The following is a 22822-nucleotide window of genomic DNA, read 5'->3' as shown; positions in this document are numbered from 1 at the left end:
TGGTTTTTTCATCTGAGATAATAAAACCTACTTTTCTCATAAATAAACGAGGTGAAAATCAATGAATGGGATAGAATTTTTAGAATCGGTGTCACAACTGGGACAAATAATTTTATTGTTCTCTGGCTACGCTCTTTATTGGAGATTGAGTAAAATAAAAAGAGAACGAAGACTTACAAAATATGAAACTTTTCTTAGGTTCTTCGTAATGTTCGGCATATTTGCATGGGCACTTTCGTTTCTTGCCTTGCATTTGTGGTAACAAACTTTCCATTAAAATTTTATGTGGAAGACAAAAGACCACACTGACTGTTTTTCCGTAGTGCGGTCTTTTTAAATTTAATTAGCTATTGATTAATCAAGAGTTGACAAATTCGTAGCACCCATTGCTCGATAATGTTTCTAGTGAGTTAAACATTAAACTTGGTCGGTTGAATAGAAGTAATATTCCTTTTAGCTTCATGGAACTCTTTGTCATTCGAGGATGAAAAGCCACTAAACACTGCTAATCCAACGACAACTGACAAGGTGGCTAATGCAAGTTTAAATTTCATATAAACACTCTCCTCTTTGTATTTGGATTCGGGCATCCACCATAACGTCAAAAAAGGTGGTTGAGTTTTCATATTGCCCTATCTCCTTACAATAATTAGCCGTGTCGAGTGCTAATTCCTCTAAATCTGGATACATTACATTATCTTTAAGTACAGAAAAAGTTTGAAAAACTGTGCGTTTATCTATAGAGTCGATATATAAAGCCTTTAAGTAATTAAACTCAGCAACTAAAACATCATCGTTTATGGCTTGCGCTTTCTCGATTCCTTTTTTATAAAGTATAAAGGCTTTTTCAATATCCTTCATTTTGAAGTAAATTTGTGTCAATGTAAATAACGTATGAGGGAGAAGATCACTTTTATCGTTTTCGTACAATAAGACTGCTTGTTCAATATATTCAGCAGCTTTGTCATACTCTTTCATCTTATAATAACAATTTCCCAAATTATATAATGATGCCCCAATTAGTTTGTGCTTGTTTATAGCTTTCGAATCTTTCAAGGATCTTTGAAGGTGTGGAATAGCTTTTTCGTGACTTTCCAAATCATCAAAGTTCCCTGCTACAACAAATGCACATTGAATTCGGCGAACAGTATAAGTTTTTTGGCCTTTATAAATGTTAAGGGCTGCTTCTGCATAGTGCATTGATACATGGGTTTGTTTCATGTGATAATACACTTCAGCCATTTTGAAATAAAATTCAGCTCGTTCAATTTCGTCTGTTACTAAAGCGAGCTGTTTCTCAGCAATTTTATATGATCTTATTGCATTTATATAATCCTTCTTATCAAATTCATACATTCCTCTAAAGAAATTGCAGTAGTATTCCAGGACACCTTTAAGCTTTGTTTGGCTGCTTTCGATCTTTTCTAATAAGTCTGAAATTTTAGGGCGTTCTTCATTCAATGACTTAGGTTCAAGGTAATCCAGCATTAGCTGATGACGAAAACACATTAGAGAATAATACAGCAATAAGTCTTGATCTTCCTTCATATATTTTATTTCTTCTTCAACCTCTGCTTTTAATATCTCTGCATCTGGAACGGCGAACATCCGTATGTATTTATACCACTCATTGATTTTAACTCCAACTGTGGATGACGGAATTAATTGCTCCATTAAAATCCCTCCCTCTATGTATCCAATAGACTAAATATGTAATATTTTATCATATTTAAATGAATAAGGAAGATTAATGTTTTCTTAAAAAACGAAAAAATACCCTCCTCAATTAAGAGAAGGGTAGGGATTTTATCTCGGTGAATCATAATCCATTGCTTGTTCACTATCAGAAATACCTTGAGTTGTAGGGTCAACAATGATCCCCATTGCTGTCAAAAAAGTTAGAAGTGCATTAAATTTCTCTGTCAAATTGTCGCCAAATACAGTCAAGTCGTATATCGTACACGAATAACATGCTTATCGTAAAAATTTATAATGAGCTAAAAAAGACAGTAAACATAAGGATTTTTGATACTTTAATTAGTGAATAGGGGGTAAACGATCGGAAAACATAAGCGGGAGTAGGGGAAAGTGGTTGTTTTAAGGAGATATTGATGAAAAAGGGAAAATTTTAAGAAGGAAAAACGTTGATACTAAAGGCTTTTACGATAACGATTACGATGTAAAGGAAAGGGTGATTTTGAGGTGGAATTAGGAAAATGAAAATTTGGGAAAGGGGTGGAAATGGAAGTGCTATGGGTACATTCGTTCTTGTTTTTGAGTATTTGGATGTTAATAGACCCCCTATATATTGGTAGTGAAATCCCTATATAATAGCGCTTATACCTGCATTTCAGTTACATATAATGGTTCCGCTCGAATGTTTTGTGATTGCATATATAAAAGTGAAGGTAAAGAAAAATTTTTAAAAAAGCACAATAATTTCTAGTTTGAATTGAGAAAGATAACTCTGTTTTTGATCGTTATCGTAACAGGAAAAATTAATACGAACACTTATTATATCTTTAATAAGAAAAATGTTCTGAGTGAAGTACTACATATTTAATTTTGTCTTTTTAATGGAAATGGAACATCCATCGTTTTTTTATTTGGCCATATTTTGATCCCTCAATGATCTCGACTGATTAACCGTATTATGCAATATAAGATATGGCAAGTAATTGTTATTACTCAGCGTAACAGAAGAGAAGGAATTAGGGAAAGCATTTGATTTCATACATAAGAGACCACAAGGCAATGAGTTAAAACTCTTTACCAGGAGGTGTTTTCCTTAACCGATTCGCAATAAGTTTCATTAAATTTACTGCAATAGATACCAAAACAATGATCAAAGCGTTCTCAAGTAAGATGATAAGTCCAATATTTAAGTTAAGCCTATCAAAGTAATCACCGGTAAAGAAAATGAGTTGATAAATCCCTAGCATTAGAACTATAAAGGTTGCTCCTAAAACAATTAGAGATTTTTTTGAGAAATCCTTAGCATGTTCAAAATTATAAATTATTAGGAATACAAATAGACAAGCCATAGCAATCTCATGAGTCAACGAACCACTTGCTGAAAACCCTTGCACAATTAAGGAAACAATTAATCCAATTATTCCGATTATTTTATTCAAGACATCACCTGCTTTGTATGATCCTAGGTGCCAGCTCACCAATTAAAGGTGAATTTCTCAAGACGATGTACTTTAAAGTTAACTTAAAATCGTGATTTTAATTAGATTCCAAGGAGCGGAGATAATGAAAACTTATGTAGTCGAGACTGCAAGTATAAATGTATTTATGCAGGAACTGAGAAAGTAGCTGCTTTTAATAATGAATTTGAAAACGGAACAAAAGTAAGGGTTTGATGCGAAGGCAATCACATAAAAACATTTGAGAAAGAACGAAAGGCGGAAAATCCCGCCTTCTCGACTCAAGTACCAATATCAGAATACGCATACCCAACATATTCAACATAGTATTTGGTGCCGTATTTGTCAGTAGAAGAATATGCTCTATTAGCGGTTAAAGTACCATAATAGCCATTTTCATCATACTTAATAGTGTCACCAATTTCAACCTTCCATCTAGCTATATCCATCGAGACTTGTGAAACTGTTTTTCTTACTAGAATTTTTTGAGCTTTACTTTCTACGTGAGGAGCATCAGCTCTTACGTTTAGGGTTGAGTTATGATCGATTGTTGCTGCAAAAGTTGGAGAAACTGGAATTAAAAGACCTAGTGATAAAACAGAGCCCGTCAGCACTTTTTTGTAATTAATTTTAACCATCTCCATTCTTTTAAATTATGATGCATCTTTATTGTAAACTTTTGGGTATTTAAGGAAAAGTGCTTTGTATACTATAAAAATCAGGATTTGGTAGGGTATTTTATAAGGTTTAATATGACCTTTGAAAGAGGAGACCGAGTAAATGACGAAGTCAAACGAAAAAATCCATCTACTGGCGGCTGACGAAACACTTGGCGCATCAAGTTGGAGTACGTTGTGATTGAAGGAAAGCGGAATCTGGCGTTAGGGTATATCAAACAGTTTCGGATTGGAATTAAAGAGGGAAAAGAATTGACCAAACACGAACGAGAAGACTATTTAAACAGGCTTGCTGATTACGGAATAACAGCAGAAGAGCACGATGCTTTGACAAGTATTATGAACGATTTAGAACTGGATTGGTGATGAATTACAGAATAAAAATAAAATATTTATTTTATCCGAAAGGGGTAAGCATAGTGCCAAATCAAGAGCAAATAAAACTTGAGACGAAGAATAAAAAAACTTGAGAAAGAAAATAAAGCATAATGTATAAAAACATCAAACACTCGCACTAAAAACTCCATATTCTCTAATGTGGAGCTTTTTCTTATGCAACTATCGTGGCAGCATTCCTGTAATAAATGAAGAGAATCTTTCTTGTGTCACAAACATGGCATACATTTATTCACGAACTACTTGATATTTTAACTATAAATAGTACTAAACCAAAAAAACGACCTTAATAATAAATATAAGATCGGTTTTTTTCTATCTAATTGAAATAATTCCTGTAATTCTTTTATAGTGGCGAATGAAAAATAGTGTTAATTAGACTATACTCTTCTTACTGGTATTATCAACACGATTATGCTTTTTCGCCCATTTCTTTTCGATATAACCTGTCCCAAATAGAACTCCAGCTACAATAAATAAAAATCCAATTAATTGTGAAGATTTAATGGTTTCTTTTAAGAATATTGCGGAGAACACAAGACCAAAAAAAGGAACAAAGTTATTAAATATGGCAGTTTTTCCTGCTCCAATTTGCTGAATCGAAGCATTAAAAACAATATACCCAACTCCTGTTGCAACTCCCCCCGACAAAATGAATAGTAAGTAAATATATATATTGGCGGAACCCATCTCACTAACGCCTTTAGGTTCGGTTATAAAACTTATAATTAATAAACCTATTGAACCTACTAGGTACATTATAGTTGTTACCTGTTTTGAATCAAGTGTTGCTGTTGCCTTTTTTACAAAAATAAAACTAATTGCCTGAACTAACATAGCTATAAATATAATTATTTCTCCTTGAGAGAATTGTATGTTACTAATTGAACCACCTTTAATAAAAAATACACCAATTAATGCGAGGATAAAACCAATTGTTCGTAGTTTTGTTAATTGTTCACCTAAAAAAAGGACAGCTAGAACTGCTGTTGTAAGCGGCACTAATGCAAGAATTAAAGAAGCATTCGAAGCATCAATCATTGTTAAACCTACTGCAATAAGCCCATGATGAAGAATGACACTAAATAGCATTCCAAGTAGTGTATATAGCCATTCTCTTTTTGATAAACGACGAAAGGATTTCCCAAGCACAATTAAAATTAATGCTGTAATTCCAGCCATCATAATTCGAAAAGCCGTCATGGTTTGTGGAGGTAAAACCTCCACCAAAACTTTAATCATAACCATATTAAGTCCCCATAAAGCTGTGACAAAAACTAATAATCCATAATTTAGGAATAGTCGCTTTTGATTCATCATATTCCTCCTTTTAATTCATTATTTCTTTATCTACGTCCAATCGAGTGCGAAAAAGTTTATTAGAGCTAGATTTAACTTTTTAGTACAACTTTTTCTTAATATTACATTTCAATAATTGTCGGAATGTGATTTGCATAGGTAAGGAAGTTATTGACGATTAAGTTCGTTTTAACTTTTAAATATCCAGTTGTCGTTCCATCACTACAACCATACCACTCGTCTAAAAGCACATCGTTGTCAATAGCAACCTTAACAAGATTTTCCTGATCCATTAATACACTGAATACAGTAGCAGCCCCAACTTTTACGCCAAGTATATGTTCCATAAGCTCTACTGGAGCAAAGGATACACGAGAAATGCCAAGTGCATTGCTGAAATTTTTTGACTTGAATGGTTTATCGGCAGTAGTAATAAATAGATAAAATTCAGTCTTGTTATTATTGCAGAGGAATAGTGTTTTTACCATCTTCATATCCAATTTTTTATTTATCTCGATACAGTCGTCCATTGAAATGGCTTCATCTGTAAGGACTCGTTCAAATGAAATCTGTAAGTTTTCCAGTGTTTTATAGACCTTTTCTTGAAGTGGAGACTTATAGCTATCTGGAGCTTTTTCTAAAATATCACTAACAAAAAACATCTTAATATCCCTTTCCTTTCTTAACTTGAATTTATAATAGTAATAACATATCATGTTCACATGTATTACAAAAACGAATTTTTAGCATAGTATCCATGACAAAAACAGATGGGTGGGAAAGGGAATGAATATCCAAAAATATAAGGCATTCGTAAAAGCTGTAGAATTTGGCAGCTTTACAAATGCTGCGGAAGTATTGGGCTACACGCAGTCTGGAATTAGCCGTATGATTAATGATTTAGAGAAGGAATGGGGGGTTTTCCTATTTGAAAGAGGACGAACAGGTATCAATTTAACAACGGATGGATTAAAATTACTACCTCAATTAAAAAGGATTTGTAATGAGCAGGAAATTTTAATGACGCAAATCGAAGACTTACATAATATGGAGTCTGGTATGATACGTATTGGGACATTTTCTAGCATAGCATCCCACTGGATACCTAACATTATTAGAGTTTTTAAGAAAGATTACCCTAAAATTGACTTTGAAATTTTGCTTGGTGATTATACAGAGATTGAAAGTTGGATTTTAAATGGACGTGTTGACTTCGGCTTTTTGCGATTACCATCAAAAGCAGAACTTGAAACAACATTCTTAGAACAAGATAGATTGCTCGTAGTGATTCCGCAAGATCATCCTCTTGCTAATCAGGAAAAGTTTCCAATTGAGGAATTAATGAATAACCCTTTCATGCTATTGGAAAAGGGAGCAAAAGCAGAAATTTCCGAGATTTTTGAGAAACATCAAATTTCACCACAAATTAATTTTACCACATGGGATGATTATGCAATTATGTCTATGGTCGAAAACGGACTTGGAATCAGTATATTGCCAGAATTAATATTGAAGCGTATTCCTCACAAAATAATAGCAAAAGAGCTTGAAGTACCTGCTTTCAGAAAAATTGGTATTGCAACAAGAGAGCATAAATCACTTTCTATTGCATCCAAAAAGTTTTTAGAATATTTATCGTATAGAACAGAGAGTGATTAAGTTTATAATGAATCCAAATGTAAAATAACTGCACATTGTTATAGCATCGATTGTGGTAATTTTGTATTTTGTGAAAGAATGCACTTCAACAAACGGGGGCGTTTGTTGAATAAAGGGGTCATACATATTAGACATATATTATATGTGTGACCCCTTATTTTATCTATATTATTTTAAATTTAGTCTTGATAACTTAAACTCAGTGATATAGTTCTCGTCGTCAAATGGCTCTTTTATTGAATGCAATAGCTTTGGCGATACAAACAAAATATCACCTCCTACTTAGAACATATTAGCCAAGCGAAGGTGATATATAAAGCGATATGGCAGTGGTACTTAATGGGATTCAATGAGCTCAGGTGAATTGTTTTTAGGTGAATTCACTAAAGATGAAACCCGGTATGCTTCCATGTCATCAGCATCATAAGGTTGCAGTAAGCTTTGTAGATAATCAGGATCAGTATTTTTAGGGTTAAGCCATTCCTTTTCGTTCTCATCAGTAAGGATAACTGGCATGCGATCATGAATGTCTTCCATAAGTTCATTAGGTTTAGTTGTAATGATTGTGCATGTGTATAAAGGATTGCCTTTTGGCGTGTTCCACTTTTCATATAAGCCGGCAAAAGCAAAGAGATTCGCCGATTTTAAGTTTAATCCGCATAGGAATCTTAGTCTTTGGATCAAGGCGTTTCCATTCATAAAAATGTCAGCGGGTATGATACAACGTTTACTTACGAGCGGTTTTCGAAAGCTTGCCTTCTCGGCCAATGTTTCAGCTCGAGCATTAATCATTTTATGCCTATCTTTTCATCTTTAGCCCAAGGAGGGATAAGCCCCCATCTAAGTTTGACCAGACGGTTGTTTGATCCATCGTTAATGATTGTAAGGATGTTTTGTGAAGGAGCGATATTATAGCTTGGATGATATTCGTCTTCAGGTAAGAAGTGATCTATGTTGAATTGCTTGATGAAGTCATTGTACAAGCTTGATACACGAAAAACAAAAAGGAGGGATGTGATGCAGCAAACAGTTGAGGTTAAAGAAGTTGAAGTGTTGGTCAGGGGAATATGGAGAAAGAATAATCAATGATATTAATACTTAAACAGTCTTCTGATAGTCTTTACAATAATAAGAAAGCCCCCATACCGGGGGCTTGAAGCTGCCTAATAACCATTAAATCCCTTGATTTCAAAGTTTTCTGTATCGAGATTTAGGCTATTCAATTGCTTTAACAACACCTCGAATTTTAAGCAGTCACCGTTTCTTAATTCTTCTGGAATATCTTCAGGATTTGCAATTTTCATTCCATTCTCAATCCACTGTTTTCGGTATAACTGAATTGCAGCGTCAATTAAATAATCTGGAGTTACAATAAAACCTAAGCTTACGTCATGATCTTCACTGTATCCGTATTCAAAATCACAACAAGGGCAGATATCAAATGTTTTTTGATACTCACCCTCATTGTTTAATGGGTTTTGAATTAATCCTTTATATCCGCAAATTAAACATGTATATAATTTTGCCATAGCAATCCCTCTTTATATATTTATAGTTCCTATTGATTTTTATAATAATTATAACCAGCCTTTTTTATTTGGATGTTTTGGCTTAAAGTAAGTTATTATAGTGTCCTTATTACCTGAGCGTTCCACAGATAAAAATTCATTTGTCTTTTTATTATACTTATACAAAGGGATTGAGACAGTTGCAAGGAATGGTGAACCGTACACAGTTTTGAACGATTTGCTGTTTGCTGCAGGCAATTTACATATTGGTCTGGGGTACGATTATTTAAAGTGCATTGCCTTACTAATCAATGTCAAAAGATTTTTTAGTTTAACAGAGTCATATGGAATATTTATGATAAATTAGCTGTTGCTGCTATGAAGGGTGTGCAATTTGATCAGTTTGAGGAAGCTTACAAAGCTAATAAAGAAACAGTTGAAATAAATCGAAATTGCTTAGTGGACTTTTTAAGTGCTTTAATTACTCTGATAAAACCAGGTGAGAAGCCACAAAAAGCTGGTGAAAGTTTAGCTATCATCTTGAATAAACTTCTTGAAATGAGTCCAGAAAATTCAATAAAATAATTGTTTTATGCAAAAGCCCTTATGCGGACTTTACTAATTGTTGTTTGCAGTAATCAACTTCAAAATTTTCCGGATAGGATCTAACATCTCAGGGGTAAGTTTATATCCATCCCAGTGAATATCGGATTTCTAAAAACTCTTTTAGATTCTTTCTTTTCACTTTAGGATCAGGATCATCTGTTAACCCAAGTATGTAATCAACTGAAACATCTTATAGTCTAGCTAAAGTAACCAATTTGTCCAATGGTGGTTTTTTGCTTTCAGCTTCATACCCACCGTAACTTGATTTTGCAATTCCAATTTTCTCACCTAACTGTTCCATTGTTAATTTGTGTGCCTTTCGTAATTGACGTAATCTTTGGCCATAGATTTTGAATAAACGCCTCCCAAAACCATCAATTATATGAGTTTTCATTTCTTAATAAAATAAAAATATCTCAAAAGAATTACAAAATTTTCACGATTTATGGTGGAAATGCATTATAAATATGAAAGCATCACTTTAAAAAAAGGTAGCAATGAACTAGGAGGAAGTCATGGTAAGCAAGAAGTACAAAATTGTAGCGGCATTATTAGCATTTTTCTTCGGGGGTCTGGGAATACATAAGTTTTATTTGGGAAGAGTAGGACAAGGTATTCTATATATTTTGTTTTGCTGGACTGGTATTCCGTCTATTATCGCATTTATTGAATTCATTATTTTTCTATGTGGAAGCGAAGAAGCGTTTGATCAAAAGTACAATTTTTATTACTTCCAGCAGCAATCTAAGGCTTAATTTTAAAGAGGGATATACAGTCCCTCTTTAAATAAAAAAAGAATGTTAGAGAAATTTATTTTGAATTGGAGGCTCGGTTACATTCCACAGTTACCCTGATTGTCAATTCTTATTTTTCTTTTTCAGAGCCCTTTCAAATAACAATCTCGTAACTTCTTTGTAAAACTGATCTAAGTTATCATCCTCAAATTTTTGGTCAATAATTCTAATTGAGCAGTTCTTTCTTAGTATAACCTTAATTGTTTTCTTCTTCAGTTCTTCATATTCTTCATAAATTTGCTTCCCTTCATTAGACAAGCGGCAGCTACAATGATTTCACAATCTCTAATGCATATCTCCTTTGTACGAAATGGACCGAATGGTAATTGATTACAGATATTGCTCCATCAGATTTAGAAACAAGAATTGTGATCCTGCGAAAAAAGGATCAGGATATGGCAGGACAAAACCATTTATTATGTGATTTTTAGGTATTTGTAATTAAATTACAAATACTTTTAATATTCGCTCATGAATTCGTGGTATTATACTGAAGGGGACGATCAAAAGCTTTGGCGTTAGTAATTAAGAATGTTTTAAATATATACGAGTGCTACCTCAAAGTCGGAAAAAATATTATAGGAGGTAACATATGTTTAAGTTTAAAAAGAATTTCTTAGTTGGATTATCGGCAGCTTTAATGAGTATTAGCTTGTTTTCGGCAACCGCCTCTGCAGCTAGCACAGACTACTGGCAAAATTGGACTGATGGGGGCGGTATAGTAAACGCTGTCAATGGGTCTGGCGGGAATTACAGTGTTAATTGGTCTAATACCGGAAATTTCGTTGTTGGTAAAGGTTGGACTACAGGTTCGCCATTTAGGACGATAAACTATAATGCCGGAGTTTGGGCACCGAATGGCAATGGATATTTAACTTTATATGGTTGGACGAGATCACCGCTCATAGAATATTATGTAGTGGATTCATGGGGTACTTATAGACCTACTGGAACGTATAAGGGTACTGTAAAAAGTGATGGGGGTACATATGACATATATACAACTACACGTTATAACGCACCTTCCATTGATGGCGATCGCACTACTTTTACGCAGTACTGGAGTGTTCGTCAGACGAAGAGACCAACTGGAAGCAACGCTACAATCACTTTCAGCAATCATGTTAATGCATGGAAGAGCCATGGAATGAATCTGGGCAGTAATTGGGCTTACCAAGTCATGGCGACAGAAGGATATCAAAGTAGTGGAAGTTCTAACGTAACAGTGTGGTAGCAGATCATCCTTAATCAGGGGTAGCTAACGGGCTGCTGATCGTTCCTTGAGAAGTTTTATAATCAATGATTATTAAAATCGTTAGTAATGGTTAAAGGTTGTTTTCTACTAGGTGAACGGCCTTGGAATTGCTGGAGGTAGGGTATTCTCCATCTGGTTTTAAAACTTTCCCTATAGGTTAATAGAATGGTATTTAAATGAGAATGCTATCAATTTTTTGTAGTCAGCGCTTGCTCACAACAGATACCTTTACATAACCCTTCTTTATCAAACATAAGCCTTTTTCAAAATAAAAATATCTGGTAGTTAACCAGATCCTCATAACTTTATACTAGTTAAAGGTGGGACTGTTAAGAACAAAAAGTCTAATTTATAAATGGGGACCTACGAATAAAGCAGGTTAGTTCCAAAAAGAACCAACTTTAGGATTTCCTAAGAGGATTGAATCAGCTCGAACCAAGTTTTTAATGTGACTAGTTACGGAAATTAAGAAAAGAACCTGGTGAAATTGCCCAGGTTCTTTTTATATTGCACAAAAACAGACACGGTGATATAATCACACTACGTGCGCTTTCTGGTTAAAAAGTTATAGATACCCATCTTATAATTTTATTATATCCTGCTGGGAAGCTCTTGTCAATATTTATTTTTTGAAGGGGAGATGTAGAATGAGTTCTTTGGTTCTCGGTTTACATGAAATTGAAAAAACACAGCTTTCGCTCGTTGGAGGAAAAGGGTTACATTTAGGGGAATTATCAAAAGTTCAAGGTATACAAGTACCACAAGGATTTTGTGTCACAACAGTAGGATATCAAAAAGCCATCGAACAAAACGAAACGTTACAAGTGTTGTTGGATCAGTTGGCGATGCTAAAAGTTGAGGACCGAGATCAGATTGGTAACATCAGCCGGAAGATTCGGCAAATCATTATGGAAGTAGACATTCCTTCCGATGTTGTGAAAGCAGTGGCTCACTATCTCTCCCAGTTCGGCGAGGAACATGCCTATGCCGTGCGTTCTAGTGCAACTGCTGAAGATTTACCACATGCTTCTTTTGCCGGTCAACAAGACACCTATTTAAATATAATCGGCGTCGATGCAATCTTGCAGCATATCAGTAAATGCTGGGCGTCCCTATTTACGGATCGCGCGGTTATTTACCGTATGCAAAATGGATTTGACCACAGCCAAGTCTATTTATCCGTTATCGTTCAAAGGATGGTTTTCCCTCAGGCTTCGGGGATTTTATTTACCGCTGATCCGATTACCTCCAACCGAAAGGTGTTATCCATCGATGCCGGTTTTGGACTTGGTGAAGCACTGGTTTCTAGCTTGGTATCTGCCGATTGTTATAAAGTACAGGATGGGCAAATCATCGGTAAGAGAATAGCAACTAAAAAAATGGCTATCTACGGACGAAAAGAAGGCGGAACAGAAACACAGCAGATCGATTCTGATCAGCAAAAGGCTCAAACACTGACTGATGAACAAATTTTACAGCTGGCACGCATTGGAAGACAGATCGAAGCTCATTTCGGCCAGCCGCAAGATATCGAATGGTGTTTGGCCCGCGATACTTTTTATATTGTACAGAGTCGTCCAATCACTACTTTATTCCCCATCCCTGAAGCGAGTGACCAAGAAAATCACGTCTATATTTCTGTTGGTCATCAACAAATGATGACGGATCCCATAAAACCACTGGGATTGTCTTTTTTTCTGTTGACGACTGTTGCACCCATGCGTAAAGCGGGTGGAAGGCTATTTGTTGATGTCACACATCATCTGGCATCCCCTGACAGCAGAGAAGTTTTCTTAAAAGGCATGGGGCAGCACGATCAGCTCTTAAAAGACGCACTTATGACCATAATAAAGCGACGAGATTTCATAAAGTCGATACCAAATGATAAAACAGCACCAAATCCCAGCAGAGGCAATGCAGATATGCCGGCTCAAGTTGAAAACGATCCGACAATCGTGTCTGATTTGATTGAGAGCAGTCAAACATCGATAGAAGAGTTAAAACAAATCATCCACACGAAATCAGGATCAGATTTATTTCGTTTTATTCTGGAAGATATTCAGGAATTAAAGAAGATTTTATTTAACCCAAAAAGTTCGGTTCTAATTCGAACTGCTATGAATGCTTCATTATGGATTAACGAAAAAATGAACGAGTGGTTAGGTGAAAAAAACGCAGCAGATACGCTTTCTCAATCTGTACCCTATAATATTACTTCAGAAATGGGTCTTGCGCTATTAGACGTCGCAGATGTGATTCGTCCTTATCCAGAGGTAATTGATTACTTACAACATGTAAAAGATGATAACTTTTTGGATGAACTGGCTAAGTTTGATGGCGGAAGCAAAACCCGAGACGCAATCTATGATTATCTCAGCAAATACGGAATGCGATGTATTGGAGAAATTGATATTACAAGAACTCGATGGAGCGAAAAACCAACTACACTTATCCCAATGATTCTTAATAATATCAATAACAGTGGGCCTAATGCCAGCCATCGGAAATTTGAGCAAGGGCGACAGGAAGCTTTGAAGAAAGAACAAGAGTTATTAGATCGATTGAAGCAATTACCGGATGGTGAACAAAAAGCCAAAGAAACAAAACGAATGATAGATATCATCCGGAATTTCAGCGGGTTTAGGGAATATCCAAAATATGGAATGATTAATCGATACTTCGTTTATAAGCAGGCTTTACTGAAAGAAGCCGAACAACTCATAGAAGCGGGCGTTATTCATGAAAAAGAAGATATATACTATCTCACTTTTGAAGAACTTCACGAAGTCGTGCGCACACATAAACTGGATTATCAAATCATCAGTACACGAAAAGACGAGTACACATTATATGAAAAACTATCTCCACCACGTGTTATCACGTCTGATGGTGAAATCGTTACAGGTGAGTATAAACGAGAAAATCTCCCAGCCGGAGCGATTGTAGGTCTACCTGTTTCCTCCGGAGTTATAGAGGGGCGAGCGCGTGTCATTTTAAACATGGAAGATGCTGATTTAGAAGATGGAGATATATTAGTTACCTCCTTTACCGATCCAAGCTGGACACCATTGTTTGTATCCATAAAAGGCCTAGTCACCGAAGTTGGGGGGCTGATGACCCATGGAGCTGTTATAGCCCGTGAATATGGCTTACCTGCAGTTGTTGGCGTTGAAAATGCTGCCAAGCTGATAAAAGATGGGCAACGAATTCGCGTTCATGGGACAGAAGGCTACATTGAAATCTTATAATGTCTGATGTGTGTAGAGAGCCATCAGATATTCCGCCATCAGCCCTAACTAGAAGTTGGGAGGCTGCAATTGTACCGAATGATAAAGTTCCGTTGAACTAACGAAGATCGATAGCACATTAAGAAAAGCTGGAACCTCTTGGAGGAGGTCTGGCTTTTCTATATAAAATTGGCGTAGTGTGCAAAAGCCGTATTTTGCGGGCGGCACTTCTTTAAAATGAATTTTTTATTACCAGCATTTAAAACCAAACTTTAGATTTTGTTCGTGTCAAAGAGAACTGGAGAATGTTGATATTGTATTTGATAGGGGACGACATAGAAAGAAATACCTTGCTTAAAACAAGAGAAAAAGGAGCTAAAAAGCTCCTTTATGAGTTTAAACAACTTTTGTATAAATAGCCGTGTAAAACCCGATTGAGTAATCAAAATAATGACGTGTAAGCGTATAAGTATAACCGTTGTATTCTATTGTTGGCTGGAGGTCCATTGGTAGAGGACTAATGCGGTATATAGTATCGTAATCATATTCTTCATTTTTTACTGCAACCTCAGACGAAGTGCCAGCAGCCAATGCGGGAACCGCGGATATGAGCATGCCAAAGGATAAAGCAGAACTCAATAAGATTTTCCTCATGTTCAATTATACCAACTCCATTTACAATTAATACATATATTATGTAGCGGTTGGAAGTTATTTTGTAAGTGAACAATGGATCATAAAATGTGAAAATTTTGATTTTAATGGAAGTTGCGATAGTAAACGACAGTAAGGATAAGTATATTTATGCTGGAATCCAGAAAGAAGCGACCTTCAATAATATATTTGAAAGCACAAAAATGAGTAAGAGGATAATATCGAGGGCTACCACATGCAAATATTTGAGAAAGAATAAGAAGAAGGTTGAGGAATTGGAGAATGAGTATGCTGCTGTTATGAATTGCAAAAAGAAGTAGATGGGTTGGGTGATATCCTGTTGTTTATTTTAAAGATCAAAAAGAGTTTAAAGAGGAGGGAGAAAGATGCCGAAAATCGGAGTAAGCTTGATAGTGCTCATTATACTCATTATTTTCCTTGCAGGCTGCAATAAAAATGAACAACACGGAGAAGAAACAAAGATGCAGAGCCTAGTAGGCTATGTCGTGCTTAAAGACAATGAAAGGGCAATTCTCATTACCGATACAAAAGCTCCAGTAAAAGAAGATTACAATCTTTCTGAAGGACAACTTATGAACAAGTTTAAAAATAACATAATAATTGTAGGATTAAGTGAGATTGATAACACAGAAGATCTCAAAAGAGGTGAAAAAATAAAAGTGTGGTTCCATACACGAAAAGAGTCAAATCCACCAAGTGCAACGATACAACAATATAAATTATTACAAAAAAAATAATTGAATTCTCGTATAGATAACCTCTGATGGTCTGTTTCAAACTTTACTTGGTTTCATAAATGAAAACTTGCCATTCATGTTAACGATTCGTGTTTTAAGATACTTAAAGAAAGAGAGGTATTAGTGAGAATATGAAAAAACCGTTCATTAAAAATGAACGGCGGGGTTTACAAAAGTAATGTCTTTTTTCCTTTATGGCAAAAGGATAAAGGAATTCGCAATATTGTGCTTCAAATTTTTTATTTGAGATCGTTAAGGACGACTTTTGCAGCCTCAGCGATAAGAGCATTATCATAATTAGCATTTTTCGTAAAGCGGTTTGACAGAATTGCCAAAACAATAGGAGCTCTGTTAGGCGGCCAAACGATAGCAATGTCGTTTCGTGTCCCGTAACTTCCGGCTCCGGATTTATCGCCGACTTCCCATCCTATTGGAGCGCCTGCCCGAATCAGTTCGTCACCAGTAGCATTGCCTCGCATCCAATCGGTTAAGATCGTGCGTTTGTCAGTCGTGAGCGTGTTATCTAAAGTGAAAGCTTTAAGATCGGTTGCCAGTGCTTTTGCGGTGCTGGTGTCACGAATATCACCAGGAATCGCAGAGTTTAGATCCGTCTCGAATCGTTTAGCTTTCGTTACATGATCCCCAATCTGTTTCAGTGACTTTTCAAAACCTTTAGGGCCGCCAAGCTGTTGCAACAAGATGTTCCCAGCGGTATTATCGCTGTAACGGATAGCCGCTTCCGAGATTTCTTTTAGACTCATGCCTGTATCTAGGTGTTTCTCTGTGATTGGAGAATATGTAACAAGATCGTCCTTGCTGTAGTGGATGACTTCATTAAGTTTTTCAATTGAGTTTTTCTTCAGGACAGCAGCTGCGGCTAGAACTTTATAGGTTGATGCGTAAGCAAATCGCTCATTCGGCCGATAGGCGATTGTCTTGTTTGAACCTGTATCAATTGCATAAACGCCAAGCCTGGCATCAAATTTTTTCTCAAGTTGAACAAATTCTTTATTCGTTATACAGCTTGCCATGTTTGTGTCTTCTATGGATTTTGCTTCGGCATGCGTTGAGCTGTAAAAAGGTGTGAAACCAGTAATGCTTAAACATAAAAGCCCAACACATATTCCAAATTTTATTGACGCTTTATTTTTCAACTTCATCAGGCCTCCTCATTCAAATGATTTTGTATTACCTTCTAATTCACATCGCAGGAATGATATTGAGATATTTCCAATGAAATGTTTCCCATGACAGTTAGTGTAACAAACCCCTTTGAGCTAGTAAACATAGAATCAATTGATCTTATATTTTTAATAAGTTGGGAGAACAAGGGCAATTGCCCACCTACATGGTATTATATAAGAATAGGCAAATCAGAATACATATGCTGACAATGGCTGTCAGCAAAGTCATCTATTAGAAAGCTTTATCAATTGTGATTGGAGTGTTATTGGATGCAAACGAGAAAAGTTTATCTCTACGTATTTCACACAATGTCAGACTGGGAATATGGATATTTAATTGCTGAACTAAACTCAGGGAGATATTTTAAACAAGATGCAGCATCTTTAAAAGTAGTTACAGTAGGGGCTAATAAAGAAATGATAACTACGTTGGGAGGATTAAGCATAAAACCAGATATTTCTCTTGATGAGTGTACTCTTGGGAGTCAAGATCTTATCATTTTACCCGGAGGAAACACTTGGGGAGAAGATATTCATCAGCCGATCTTGAAAAAAGTTGGCGATGCTTTAAAGCTCGGCACGACTATTGCTGCAATTTGTGGGGCAACCTTGGGCCTCGCGAATGAAGGATACTTAGATTCGAGAAAGCACACAAGCAATGACCTAGAGTATATGAAAATGGTCTGCCCTTATTACAAAGGAGAAACACTATATGAAAAGGAACCAGCAGTATCTGATGAAAATTTGGTTACTGCATCAGGAATTGCTCCTCTGGAATTTGCGGTAGAAGTATTGAAAAAATTAGATGTATTTGCACCAGATACATTGCGTTCATGGTATAAGCTAAATAAGACTCAAAAGCCTGAATACTTCTTTGAGCTAATGAATACAATAAATCGATAGAAAACACTTTAGCAGTTTTTTGTAGTGCTCCTAAACTTATGGGAGCATTTTTTATATGTGTCTAGGAGCTATATAAAGAAATGCAGAAACTTTTAAAAAGAATATAGATTGGTAAGCCTTATTTCGAATAGAGTTTGATTTGGGTTAAAACTGTTCTTATTAAGGCTCATTTCATGGTGCTAAAGATTCATTTGGAGAAGACTGTCTTGATCAGAAAAGACCCTTCCAATATATTGAAGTAAAAAGATATCGGGAGGAACTCTTTTGAAAAAGATGTTGATGTTAGCTTTTACATTTCTTTTGGCTTTGACTATCCATGTAGGGGAAGCTTCGGCCGTTATCGTGAAAGATGAGGAGAAAGTGAGTTTTACAATGACAGAAAATGAAAAATGGTTTATGAAGTCTGATGACCTAAATTCAAACCATTGGACATCTCACTTTGGGTACAGATTCACCATTTTCGATACTGAAGGATGTACAATTAACACAAGAATCATGCGAATGACTTTGTCAGGATATGAAATAACCGTTAGTGAAAAAAACTTCTCAGGGGATCATTTTGATTTGAGTGCAACTGATCGAGTTGAGACGATGCCTTATAAGACTCATTATTTGATTTTGACAAAAGATCCAGATTGCGGAGATGTTAAAGTAAAAGGTCTATACGGTTTTCAGTTTGATCAGCCAGAATGGTAATAAAAAAGAATCTAGATTCTCACCGGCCTAAACGCCAGCCAAGCTAATGTCTCACATGCAGACACTAGCTTTTTTCATTGTTTAATAGGCTGTCGTCAGGATTCTAGAAGACTTTCTCGTAATAGTCGTCTCCTGTCACATGAAGCCCAAATGACAGGGGAAATGTATATCATTCACACTTTCCGTCGTGAAAATGTAAATGTATTCATAAAAATCCCGCAACATATCAGCAGTGCGCCGAGGATAATATTGATGGTGATCTGTTCGTGCAATTGCAGCCATCCAAAGAATAGGGCCAATACGGGAACAAACATTAATGCCATGGATGCTTTTGACGCTTGGATTTGATTGAGCACCCAAAACCATACGACAAAGGTAAAGCCAGTGGAAAGCAAGCCATTAAACAGCAATGACCACACCGCCTGATATGTCCACTCGGCTGAAGGGACCGGCTCAAATATAAAGGAAAACACCAATAACATGACGGCTCCCATCATAAGGTGCCAGGCATTCATGTGAATAATATCGATATGCTTGAATTGTAGCTTGCTGAACACATTCGCGATTCCCCAGCTAAGCGCTGCTGCAAGGACGCACAGCTCCCCAAATAAAGCGCTTTGATCGATATTGAGCATTTCCTTTCCAAATATAAATAACAGTCCGAAGAGGCCGCAGACCAGTCCCATCGTTTTATACACATTCATTTTCTCGTTTAATGTAAAATGGCTGATCACCGTAACAAATATAGGCATTGTATATACCAAAACAGAGGTTTTCCCTGAATCGACAAACTGCATTCCATATGTCAAGATCCCCATATACCCCAGCCCCATCAACAGGCTCATGATGATATAGCTTTTGAGATGTTCTTTTTTAATTGAAAGCTTTTTTCTTTGGATGAAGAGAATGAGAAATAAAGGAACCGCTCCGATGAACAGGCGCAAACCCGAAAATAAAAGCGGGGGGATGTCATGAATTCCTACTTTCATCGCAACCCAAGTATAACCCCAAATAAGTGTGACAGATATGATTCCCAGCATAACTTTTACCATAATGAAGCCGCCTTTCTTGTTTAAATATCGTGCTGGTTTCTATCATATGTTACATTTATGTATAACTGAAATACATTTTTATTATTGGGGGTATAACCAAATGGTTATGAATATGAACCATCTTCACATATTTGTAAAAGTCGGGGAGAAATTGAATATTACAGAAGCGGCAAAAGAATTGTTCATCTCTCAGCCGGCGGTAAGTAAAGCGATAAAAAACCTGGAGAGCTCACTGCAGCTCAAATTATTGATCAGGGATAAACATCATGGTTTAATGCTGACGGACATTGGAAAAGAAATTTTGCTGCTGGCGAGGCAAATGAAGGGAATTGAAAGCAAAATATATCAAGTAGCCAACCGGGAAAACAAGCTGTTAAACGGGAAGGTGAAAATTGGTTCATTTCCTGCAGTTTCAACAAATATCATGCCACAGGCGATTGCGGCATTCAGATCAAACTACCCGCTGATCCGCATAGAATTGATCGAAGGAACCTCTGACCAAATAAAAGGATGGGTTGAAGATCGGACGGTTGATATCGGGATCGCAGCATCTCCATTTGAACCGTTTGAAAATCAGCTATTGTGTAACGACTATATGGTGGCCGTCATCCCGCCGCAGCGTGACGAATTAAAACTTGAAAAGCATGTCGACCTTGAAACATATCAAGATGACCTCATTTTTTGTAAAGGCGGTCATGAAATCGCGATGTCAAACGCATTTTCGCAATACAACATCGAATTAAAGGAAAACTTAACTGTGCAAAATGCCGAAACCTTGATTAATATGGTCAAAAATAACTTGGGTATCGGCATCATTTCAAACTTTACACTTTCATCCGTCCCGCATCAGTTGATTAAAAAGGACATCTTTCCTAGGGTCACACGCGATATTGGCGTCATCGCACATTCATTTGAAGAGATAACGCCGGCGGCGCATGAGTTTGTCAAAGTGTTGAAAGCAGTTGTAATCTGAATCAGTTATCGTGTTGCGATGAAATTTGAAGAAGATGAATACTCACCGGCAGAGTTACATAAAAGAAAAAAGCAACCATTTGAACGTTGCTTTTCACTCTATTTGGGACCTTGTATGCTAAGAAAAAGATTCATCCATCTCTGCCTTTCTGGGACTCTGCTCCTTAACTTGTTTTAATGATGCTACTATAAGAAAGCTAACAATCACTAGCAAGAGCCATGAACTTACCTTTCCAAGGTGTACGAGACTCCATGTATCGATTTGGTTTGGATATTTCCAAGCTCCAAAAAACGTAGCGATATTTTCCGCTATCCATATAAAAAATCCGATAAGTACAAAAGAAAGTGCGAGCGGCATACGGTAACGAGCTCCATTCACCTCGTATGTAACCCATGTTTGCCAAAAGACAATGATGACAAGCCCAGATAACCACCATCGAATGTCTATAGAAAAATGGTGGGTGAAAAAATTCAAATAAATCGCTGCGGCAAGCGGAACAACTGCAAAAAAAGGCGGCCACTTAACCAGTTCAACCTTAAGCCTTCTCCATGCCTGGCACAAATAACTGGCTACACTTGCGTACATAAAGCCGCTATACAAAGGCACTCCAAATATTTTGGAGTATCCTTCTTCTGGATAAGACCAGGAGCCCATATGGACTTTAAAAAGTTCCAGAGCAAGCCCAATAAGGTGGAATAATGTGATCACTTTTAATTCATCCCGTGTTTCAAGACCGGAACGCACCATCCACAATTGCATGAGAACGCAGATAATGAGCAGCCAGTCATACCGCGGCAAGAAGGGTAGTGGGATGATTTGCGTAATAGCCAAAGAGGCAAAAATAACGGCAGGAAACAAACATGAAAGGGCTTGTTCCCAGCCAAAATGAACGATTTGTTTTATTGCTCTCATGATGATGTATGCCTCCTCCATAGTTGTGTTCTTCGTGTATGGAAGGGACGCTTAGTATAGCAGCTAGATGGATATAAGTTTATGTCCATAAGCTCACCGCCAATCACTTTATTTTTCTGTTGATCCTACATATTTTTTCTTTACGAATCCTGTGTGTCTTCATCATTTCGGTATTCCAATATATCCCCGGGCTGACATTCTAAAGCCTTGCAAATCGCTTCTAAAGTTGATAATCGAATAGCTTTTGCTTTTCCGTTTTTCAATATCGAAAGATTAGCCATGGTGATGCCAACTCTCTCTGAAAGCTCTGTTACGCTCATTTTCCTCTTAGCTAGCATCACATCAATATTGATAATAATCGCCATGTCATCACCTCAGACCGTTAAGTCATTTTCTGATTTTATATCTATCGCTTCTTTTAACAGTTTTTGAAGAACAGCAGCAAAGACCGCAATCACCATTGAAGCAAAAATAATAATCAATCCGATCACAATGATACCCGGGGCGTCGTCTATCTCGGCCATCAGATAAAAGACAGGCATGCCTGCTGCGTAAAAGATACTGATAGTGACTGCGCAGTATTTTACATTCTTCAAAGCTCTTACAGACAAACCCGAGAAAGCTTTGTTTTTGTCAATATAGCTTAAAAGTTTGAACGCTTGATAAAGAGCAAAGTAAAAAGGTATCGCCGTTACATACAAATAGATGAAAACGAGATATTTTATATAAGCGATATTTGGAAATAATTCAGCTGAATAGTTGGCTATCTTAGGCACTAAAAAAATGCATAAAGCAAGAATTGGAATTCCAATAAGAACCAAAGCTATCTTTAAAAAAATTGTCGACATTCGATTCATAACAAGCACCTCATTTATTTGTTGTCTAATTGAATGTAACAAAAAATTTATCGTTTCTCAATAAAAAAATATTGAAATGGATTGATTTGTTGTTATAGGAGACCCTTTTCATTTTTGACAAGACAAAAAAGCATCCCTCATCACTGGAGATGCTCAACTATTTTAAACTTTGCCGACTGAATGAACCGTGTACCTCAGTGAACTCAGGGATCGGTGTGAACATAAAGCTAAGCTCTTTTATGAAGGCTTTTATCAACGTC

23 protein-coding genes and 7 pseudogenes are annotated in these 22822 nt (G+C 36.4%); 12 read left to right on the top strand and 18 right to left on the bottom strand.

Annotated features, from left to right (window positions below; all coding sequences use genetic code 11):
* Positions 1-410: 410 nt before the first annotated feature.
* The 4 genes from ACZ07B_RS00365 to ACZ07B_RS00350 all read right to left on the bottom strand — a co-directional run bounded on the left by ACZ07B_RS00365 (position 411) and on the right by ACZ07B_RS00350 (position 3134).
* A complete protein-coding gene (locus tag ACZ07B_RS00365) occupies positions 411-554 on the bottom strand; it encodes a hypothetical protein (RefSeq protein ID WP_251217738.1) in 144 nt (47 codons plus the stop codon).
* On the bottom strand, positions 544-1674 hold the full coding sequence (locus tag ACZ07B_RS00360; protein ID WP_464876745.1) for a response regulator aspartate phosphatase: 1131 nt from the start codon (positions 1672-1674) through the stop codon (positions 544-546). The genes ACZ07B_RS00365 and ACZ07B_RS00360 overlap by 11 nt, the downstream gene beginning before the upstream one ends.
* A 132-nt stretch (positions 1675-1806) precedes the next feature.
* A complete protein-coding gene (locus ACZ07B_RS00355; protein WP_251217749.1) occupies positions 1807-1926 on the bottom strand; it encodes a phage holin in 120 nt (39 codons plus the stop codon).
* 833 nt (positions 1927-2759) lie between these two features.
* Positions 2760-3134 carry a YoqO family protein gene (locus ACZ07B_RS00350; RefSeq protein WP_251217739.1) on the bottom strand — a complete coding sequence of 125 codons (375 nt, stop codon included), beginning with the start codon at positions 3132-3134 and terminating at the stop codon, positions 2760-2762.
* A 124-nt stretch (positions 3135-3258) separates the two neighbouring features.
* Between ACZ07B_RS00350 and ACZ07B_RS00345 the strand changes: the two are divergent.
* A pseudogene (locus ACZ07B_RS00345) lies at positions 3259-3365 on the top strand (hypothetical protein); the annotation flags it as partial.
* A gap of 68 nt (positions 3366-3433) precedes the next feature.
* On the opposite strand, the gene ACZ07B_RS00340 reads toward ACZ07B_RS00345, so the two are convergent.
* Positions 3434-3790 (bottom strand): hypothetical protein, encoded by a 357-nt coding sequence (locus ACZ07B_RS00340; protein ID WP_251217740.1) that lies wholly within the window; start codon positions 3788-3790, stop codon positions 3434-3436.
* Positions 3791-4006: 216 nt separating this feature from the next.
* Between ACZ07B_RS00340 and ACZ07B_RS00335 the strand changes: the two genes are divergently transcribed.
* Positions 4007-4195 carry a hypothetical protein gene (locus ACZ07B_RS00335; protein ID WP_464876744.1) on the top strand — a complete coding sequence of 63 codons (189 nt, stop codon included), beginning with the start codon at positions 4007-4009 and terminating at the stop codon, positions 4193-4195.
* A 405-nt stretch (positions 4196-4600) separates the two neighbouring features.
* On the opposite strand, the gene ACZ07B_RS00330 is transcribed toward ACZ07B_RS00335, so the two are convergent.
* Complete coding sequence (locus tag ACZ07B_RS00330; protein WP_464876743.1) at positions 4601-5542, bottom strand: DMT family transporter; 942 nt, start codon at positions 5540-5542, stop codon at positions 4601-4603.
* Positions 5543-5646: 104 nt separating this feature from the next.
* Complete coding sequence (locus ACZ07B_RS00325; RefSeq protein ID WP_251217743.1) at positions 5647-6186, bottom strand: YbaK/EbsC family protein; 540 nt, start codon at positions 6184-6186, stop codon at positions 5647-5649.
* Between the two features lie 124 nt (positions 6187-6310).
* Between ACZ07B_RS00325 and ACZ07B_RS00320 the strand changes: the two genes are divergently transcribed.
* Positions 6311-7183 carry a LysR family transcriptional regulator gene (locus ACZ07B_RS00320; RefSeq protein ID WP_014477037.1) on the top strand — a complete coding sequence of 291 codons (873 nt, stop codon included), beginning with the start codon at positions 6311-6313 and terminating at the stop codon, positions 7181-7183.
* A gap of 174 nt (positions 7184-7357) precedes the next feature.
* Here ACZ07B_RS00320 and ACZ07B_RS00315 read toward each other — a convergent pair.
* The 4 genes and pseudogenes from ACZ07B_RS00315 to ACZ07B_RS00300 form a co-directional block, all read right to left on the bottom strand.
* Positions 7358-7450: pseudogene (locus ACZ07B_RS00315) on the bottom strand (ATP-dependent DNA ligase); the annotation flags it as partial.
* A 69-nt stretch (positions 7451-7519) separates the two neighbouring features.
* A pseudogene (locus ACZ07B_RS00310) lies at positions 7520-8166 on the bottom strand (SOS response-associated peptidase).
* 180 nt (positions 8167-8346) lie between these two features.
* On the bottom strand, positions 8347-8712 hold the full coding sequence (locus tag ACZ07B_RS00305; RefSeq protein WP_251217969.1) for a hypothetical protein: 366 nt from the start codon (positions 8710-8712) through the stop codon (positions 8347-8349).
* A gap of 29 nt (positions 8713-8741) precedes the next feature.
* Positions 8742-8874 (bottom strand): annotated as a pseudogene (locus tag ACZ07B_RS00300) (SAR2788 family putative toxin); the annotation flags it as partial.
* A 46-nt stretch (positions 8875-8920) separates the two neighbouring features.
* On the opposite strand from ACZ07B_RS00300, the pseudogene ACZ07B_RS00295 reads away from it, so the two are divergent.
* Positions 8921-9276 (top strand): annotated as a pseudogene (locus ACZ07B_RS00295) (hypothetical protein).
* 33 nt (positions 9277-9309) lie between these two features.
* Here ACZ07B_RS00295 and ACZ07B_RS00290 read toward each other — a convergent pair.
* Positions 9310-9646: pseudogene (locus tag ACZ07B_RS00290) on the bottom strand (helix-turn-helix domain-containing protein).
* A gap of 166 nt (positions 9647-9812) precedes the next feature.
* Here ACZ07B_RS00290 and ACZ07B_RS00285 point away from each other — a divergent pair.
* From ACZ07B_RS00285 to ppsA, 3 genes are all read left to right on the top strand, one after another.
* Positions 9813-10052: a TM2 domain-containing protein gene (locus ACZ07B_RS00285; RefSeq protein WP_464876742.1), complete on the top strand. Its 240-nt coding sequence runs from the start codon at positions 9813-9815 to the stop codon at positions 10050-10052.
* A gap of 631 nt (positions 10053-10683) precedes the next feature.
* Entirely contained in the window at positions 10684-11325 is a 642-nt protein-coding gene (gene xynA, locus ACZ07B_RS00280; protein WP_015251938.1) for an endo-1,4-beta-xylanase XynA, read from the top strand.
* A 668-nt stretch (positions 11326-11993) separates the two neighbouring features.
* Positions 11994-14594: a phosphoenolpyruvate synthase gene (gene ppsA, locus ACZ07B_RS00275; RefSeq protein WP_464876741.1), complete on the top strand. Its 2601-nt coding sequence runs from the start codon at positions 11994-11996 to the stop codon at positions 14592-14594.
* Between the two features lie 375 nt (positions 14595-14969).
* Here the strand turns inward: ppsA and ACZ07B_RS00270 are convergent, their stop codons facing one another.
* On the bottom strand, positions 14970-15233 hold the full coding sequence (locus ACZ07B_RS00270; protein WP_464876740.1) for a hypothetical protein: 264 nt from the start codon (positions 15231-15233) through the stop codon (positions 14970-14972).
* Positions 15234-15316: 83 nt separating this feature from the next.
* On the opposite strand from ACZ07B_RS00270, the gene ACZ07B_RS00265 reads away from it, so the two are divergent.
* Both ACZ07B_RS00265 and ACZ07B_RS00260 read left to right on the top strand, forming a co-directional pair.
* The gene (locus ACZ07B_RS00265; protein WP_464876739.1) at positions 15317-15547 is read left to right on the top strand and encodes a hypothetical protein; all 231 of its coding nucleotides are present in this window, start codon (positions 15317-15319) and stop codon (positions 15545-15547) included.
* 66 nt (positions 15548-15613) lie between these two features.
* Positions 15614-15985 (top strand): DUF3221 domain-containing protein, encoded by a 372-nt coding sequence (locus tag ACZ07B_RS00260; RefSeq protein WP_015383836.1) that lies wholly within the window; start codon positions 15614-15616, stop codon positions 15983-15985.
* 239 nt (positions 15986-16224) lie between these two features.
* Here the strand turns inward: ACZ07B_RS00260 and bla are convergent, their stop codons facing one another.
* Positions 16225-17145: a class A beta-lactamase gene (bla, locus tag ACZ07B_RS00255; RefSeq protein ID WP_080467301.1), complete on the bottom strand. Its 921-nt coding sequence runs from the start codon at positions 17143-17145 to the stop codon at positions 16225-16227.
* 294 nt (positions 17146-17439) lie between these two features.
* Between bla and ACZ07B_RS00250 the strand changes: the two genes are divergently transcribed.
* Positions 17440-18072 (top strand): type 1 glutamine amidotransferase family protein, encoded by a 633-nt coding sequence (locus ACZ07B_RS00250; RefSeq protein WP_464876738.1) that lies wholly within the window; start codon positions 17440-17442, stop codon positions 18070-18072.
* Positions 18073-18336: 264 nt separating this feature from the next.
* Positions 18337-18768 (top strand): hypothetical protein, encoded by a 432-nt coding sequence (locus tag ACZ07B_RS00245; protein WP_024571436.1) that lies wholly within the window; start codon positions 18337-18339, stop codon positions 18766-18768.
* A 173-nt stretch (positions 18769-18941) separates the two neighbouring features.
* Here the strand turns inward: ACZ07B_RS00245 and ACZ07B_RS00240 are convergent, their stop codons facing one another.
* Entirely contained in the window at positions 18942-19820 is an 879-nt protein-coding gene (locus ACZ07B_RS00240) for a DMT family transporter (RefSeq protein WP_341283790.1), read from the bottom strand.
* Between the two features lie 100 nt (positions 19821-19920).
* Here ACZ07B_RS00240 and ACZ07B_RS00235 point away from each other — a divergent pair, with 100 nt between their 5' ends.
* Positions 19921-20793 (top strand): LysR family transcriptional regulator, encoded by an 873-nt coding sequence (locus ACZ07B_RS00235; RefSeq protein WP_004399248.1) that lies wholly within the window; start codon positions 19921-19923, stop codon positions 20791-20793.
* A gap of 117 nt (positions 20794-20910) precedes the next feature.
* Here ACZ07B_RS00235 and ACZ07B_RS00230 read toward each other — a convergent pair whose 3' ends face one another.
* The 3 genes and pseudogenes from ACZ07B_RS00230 to ACZ07B_RS00220 all read right to left on the bottom strand — a co-directional run bounded on the left by ACZ07B_RS00230 (position 20911) and on the right by ACZ07B_RS00220 (position 22562).
* Positions 20911-21705 carry a DUF817 domain-containing protein gene (locus ACZ07B_RS00230; RefSeq protein ID WP_464876737.1) on the bottom strand — a complete coding sequence of 265 codons (795 nt, stop codon included), beginning with the start codon at positions 21703-21705 and terminating at the stop codon, positions 20911-20913.
* A 108-nt stretch (positions 21706-21813) separates the two neighbouring features.
* Positions 21814-22070, bottom strand: a pseudogene (locus ACZ07B_RS00225) (helix-turn-helix domain-containing protein).
* Between the two features lie 9 nt (positions 22071-22079).
* On the bottom strand, positions 22080-22562 hold the full coding sequence (locus ACZ07B_RS00220; RefSeq protein WP_128737929.1) for a DUF2975 domain-containing protein: 483 nt from the start codon (positions 22560-22562) through the stop codon (positions 22080-22082).
* Positions 22563-22822: the final 260 nt, after the last annotated feature.

Source organism: Bacillus sp. 9.4 (assembly GCF_055486415.1).
Note: the sequence above shows the minus strand (reverse complement) of the source record. Positions and strands in the feature narration are given on the sequence as shown.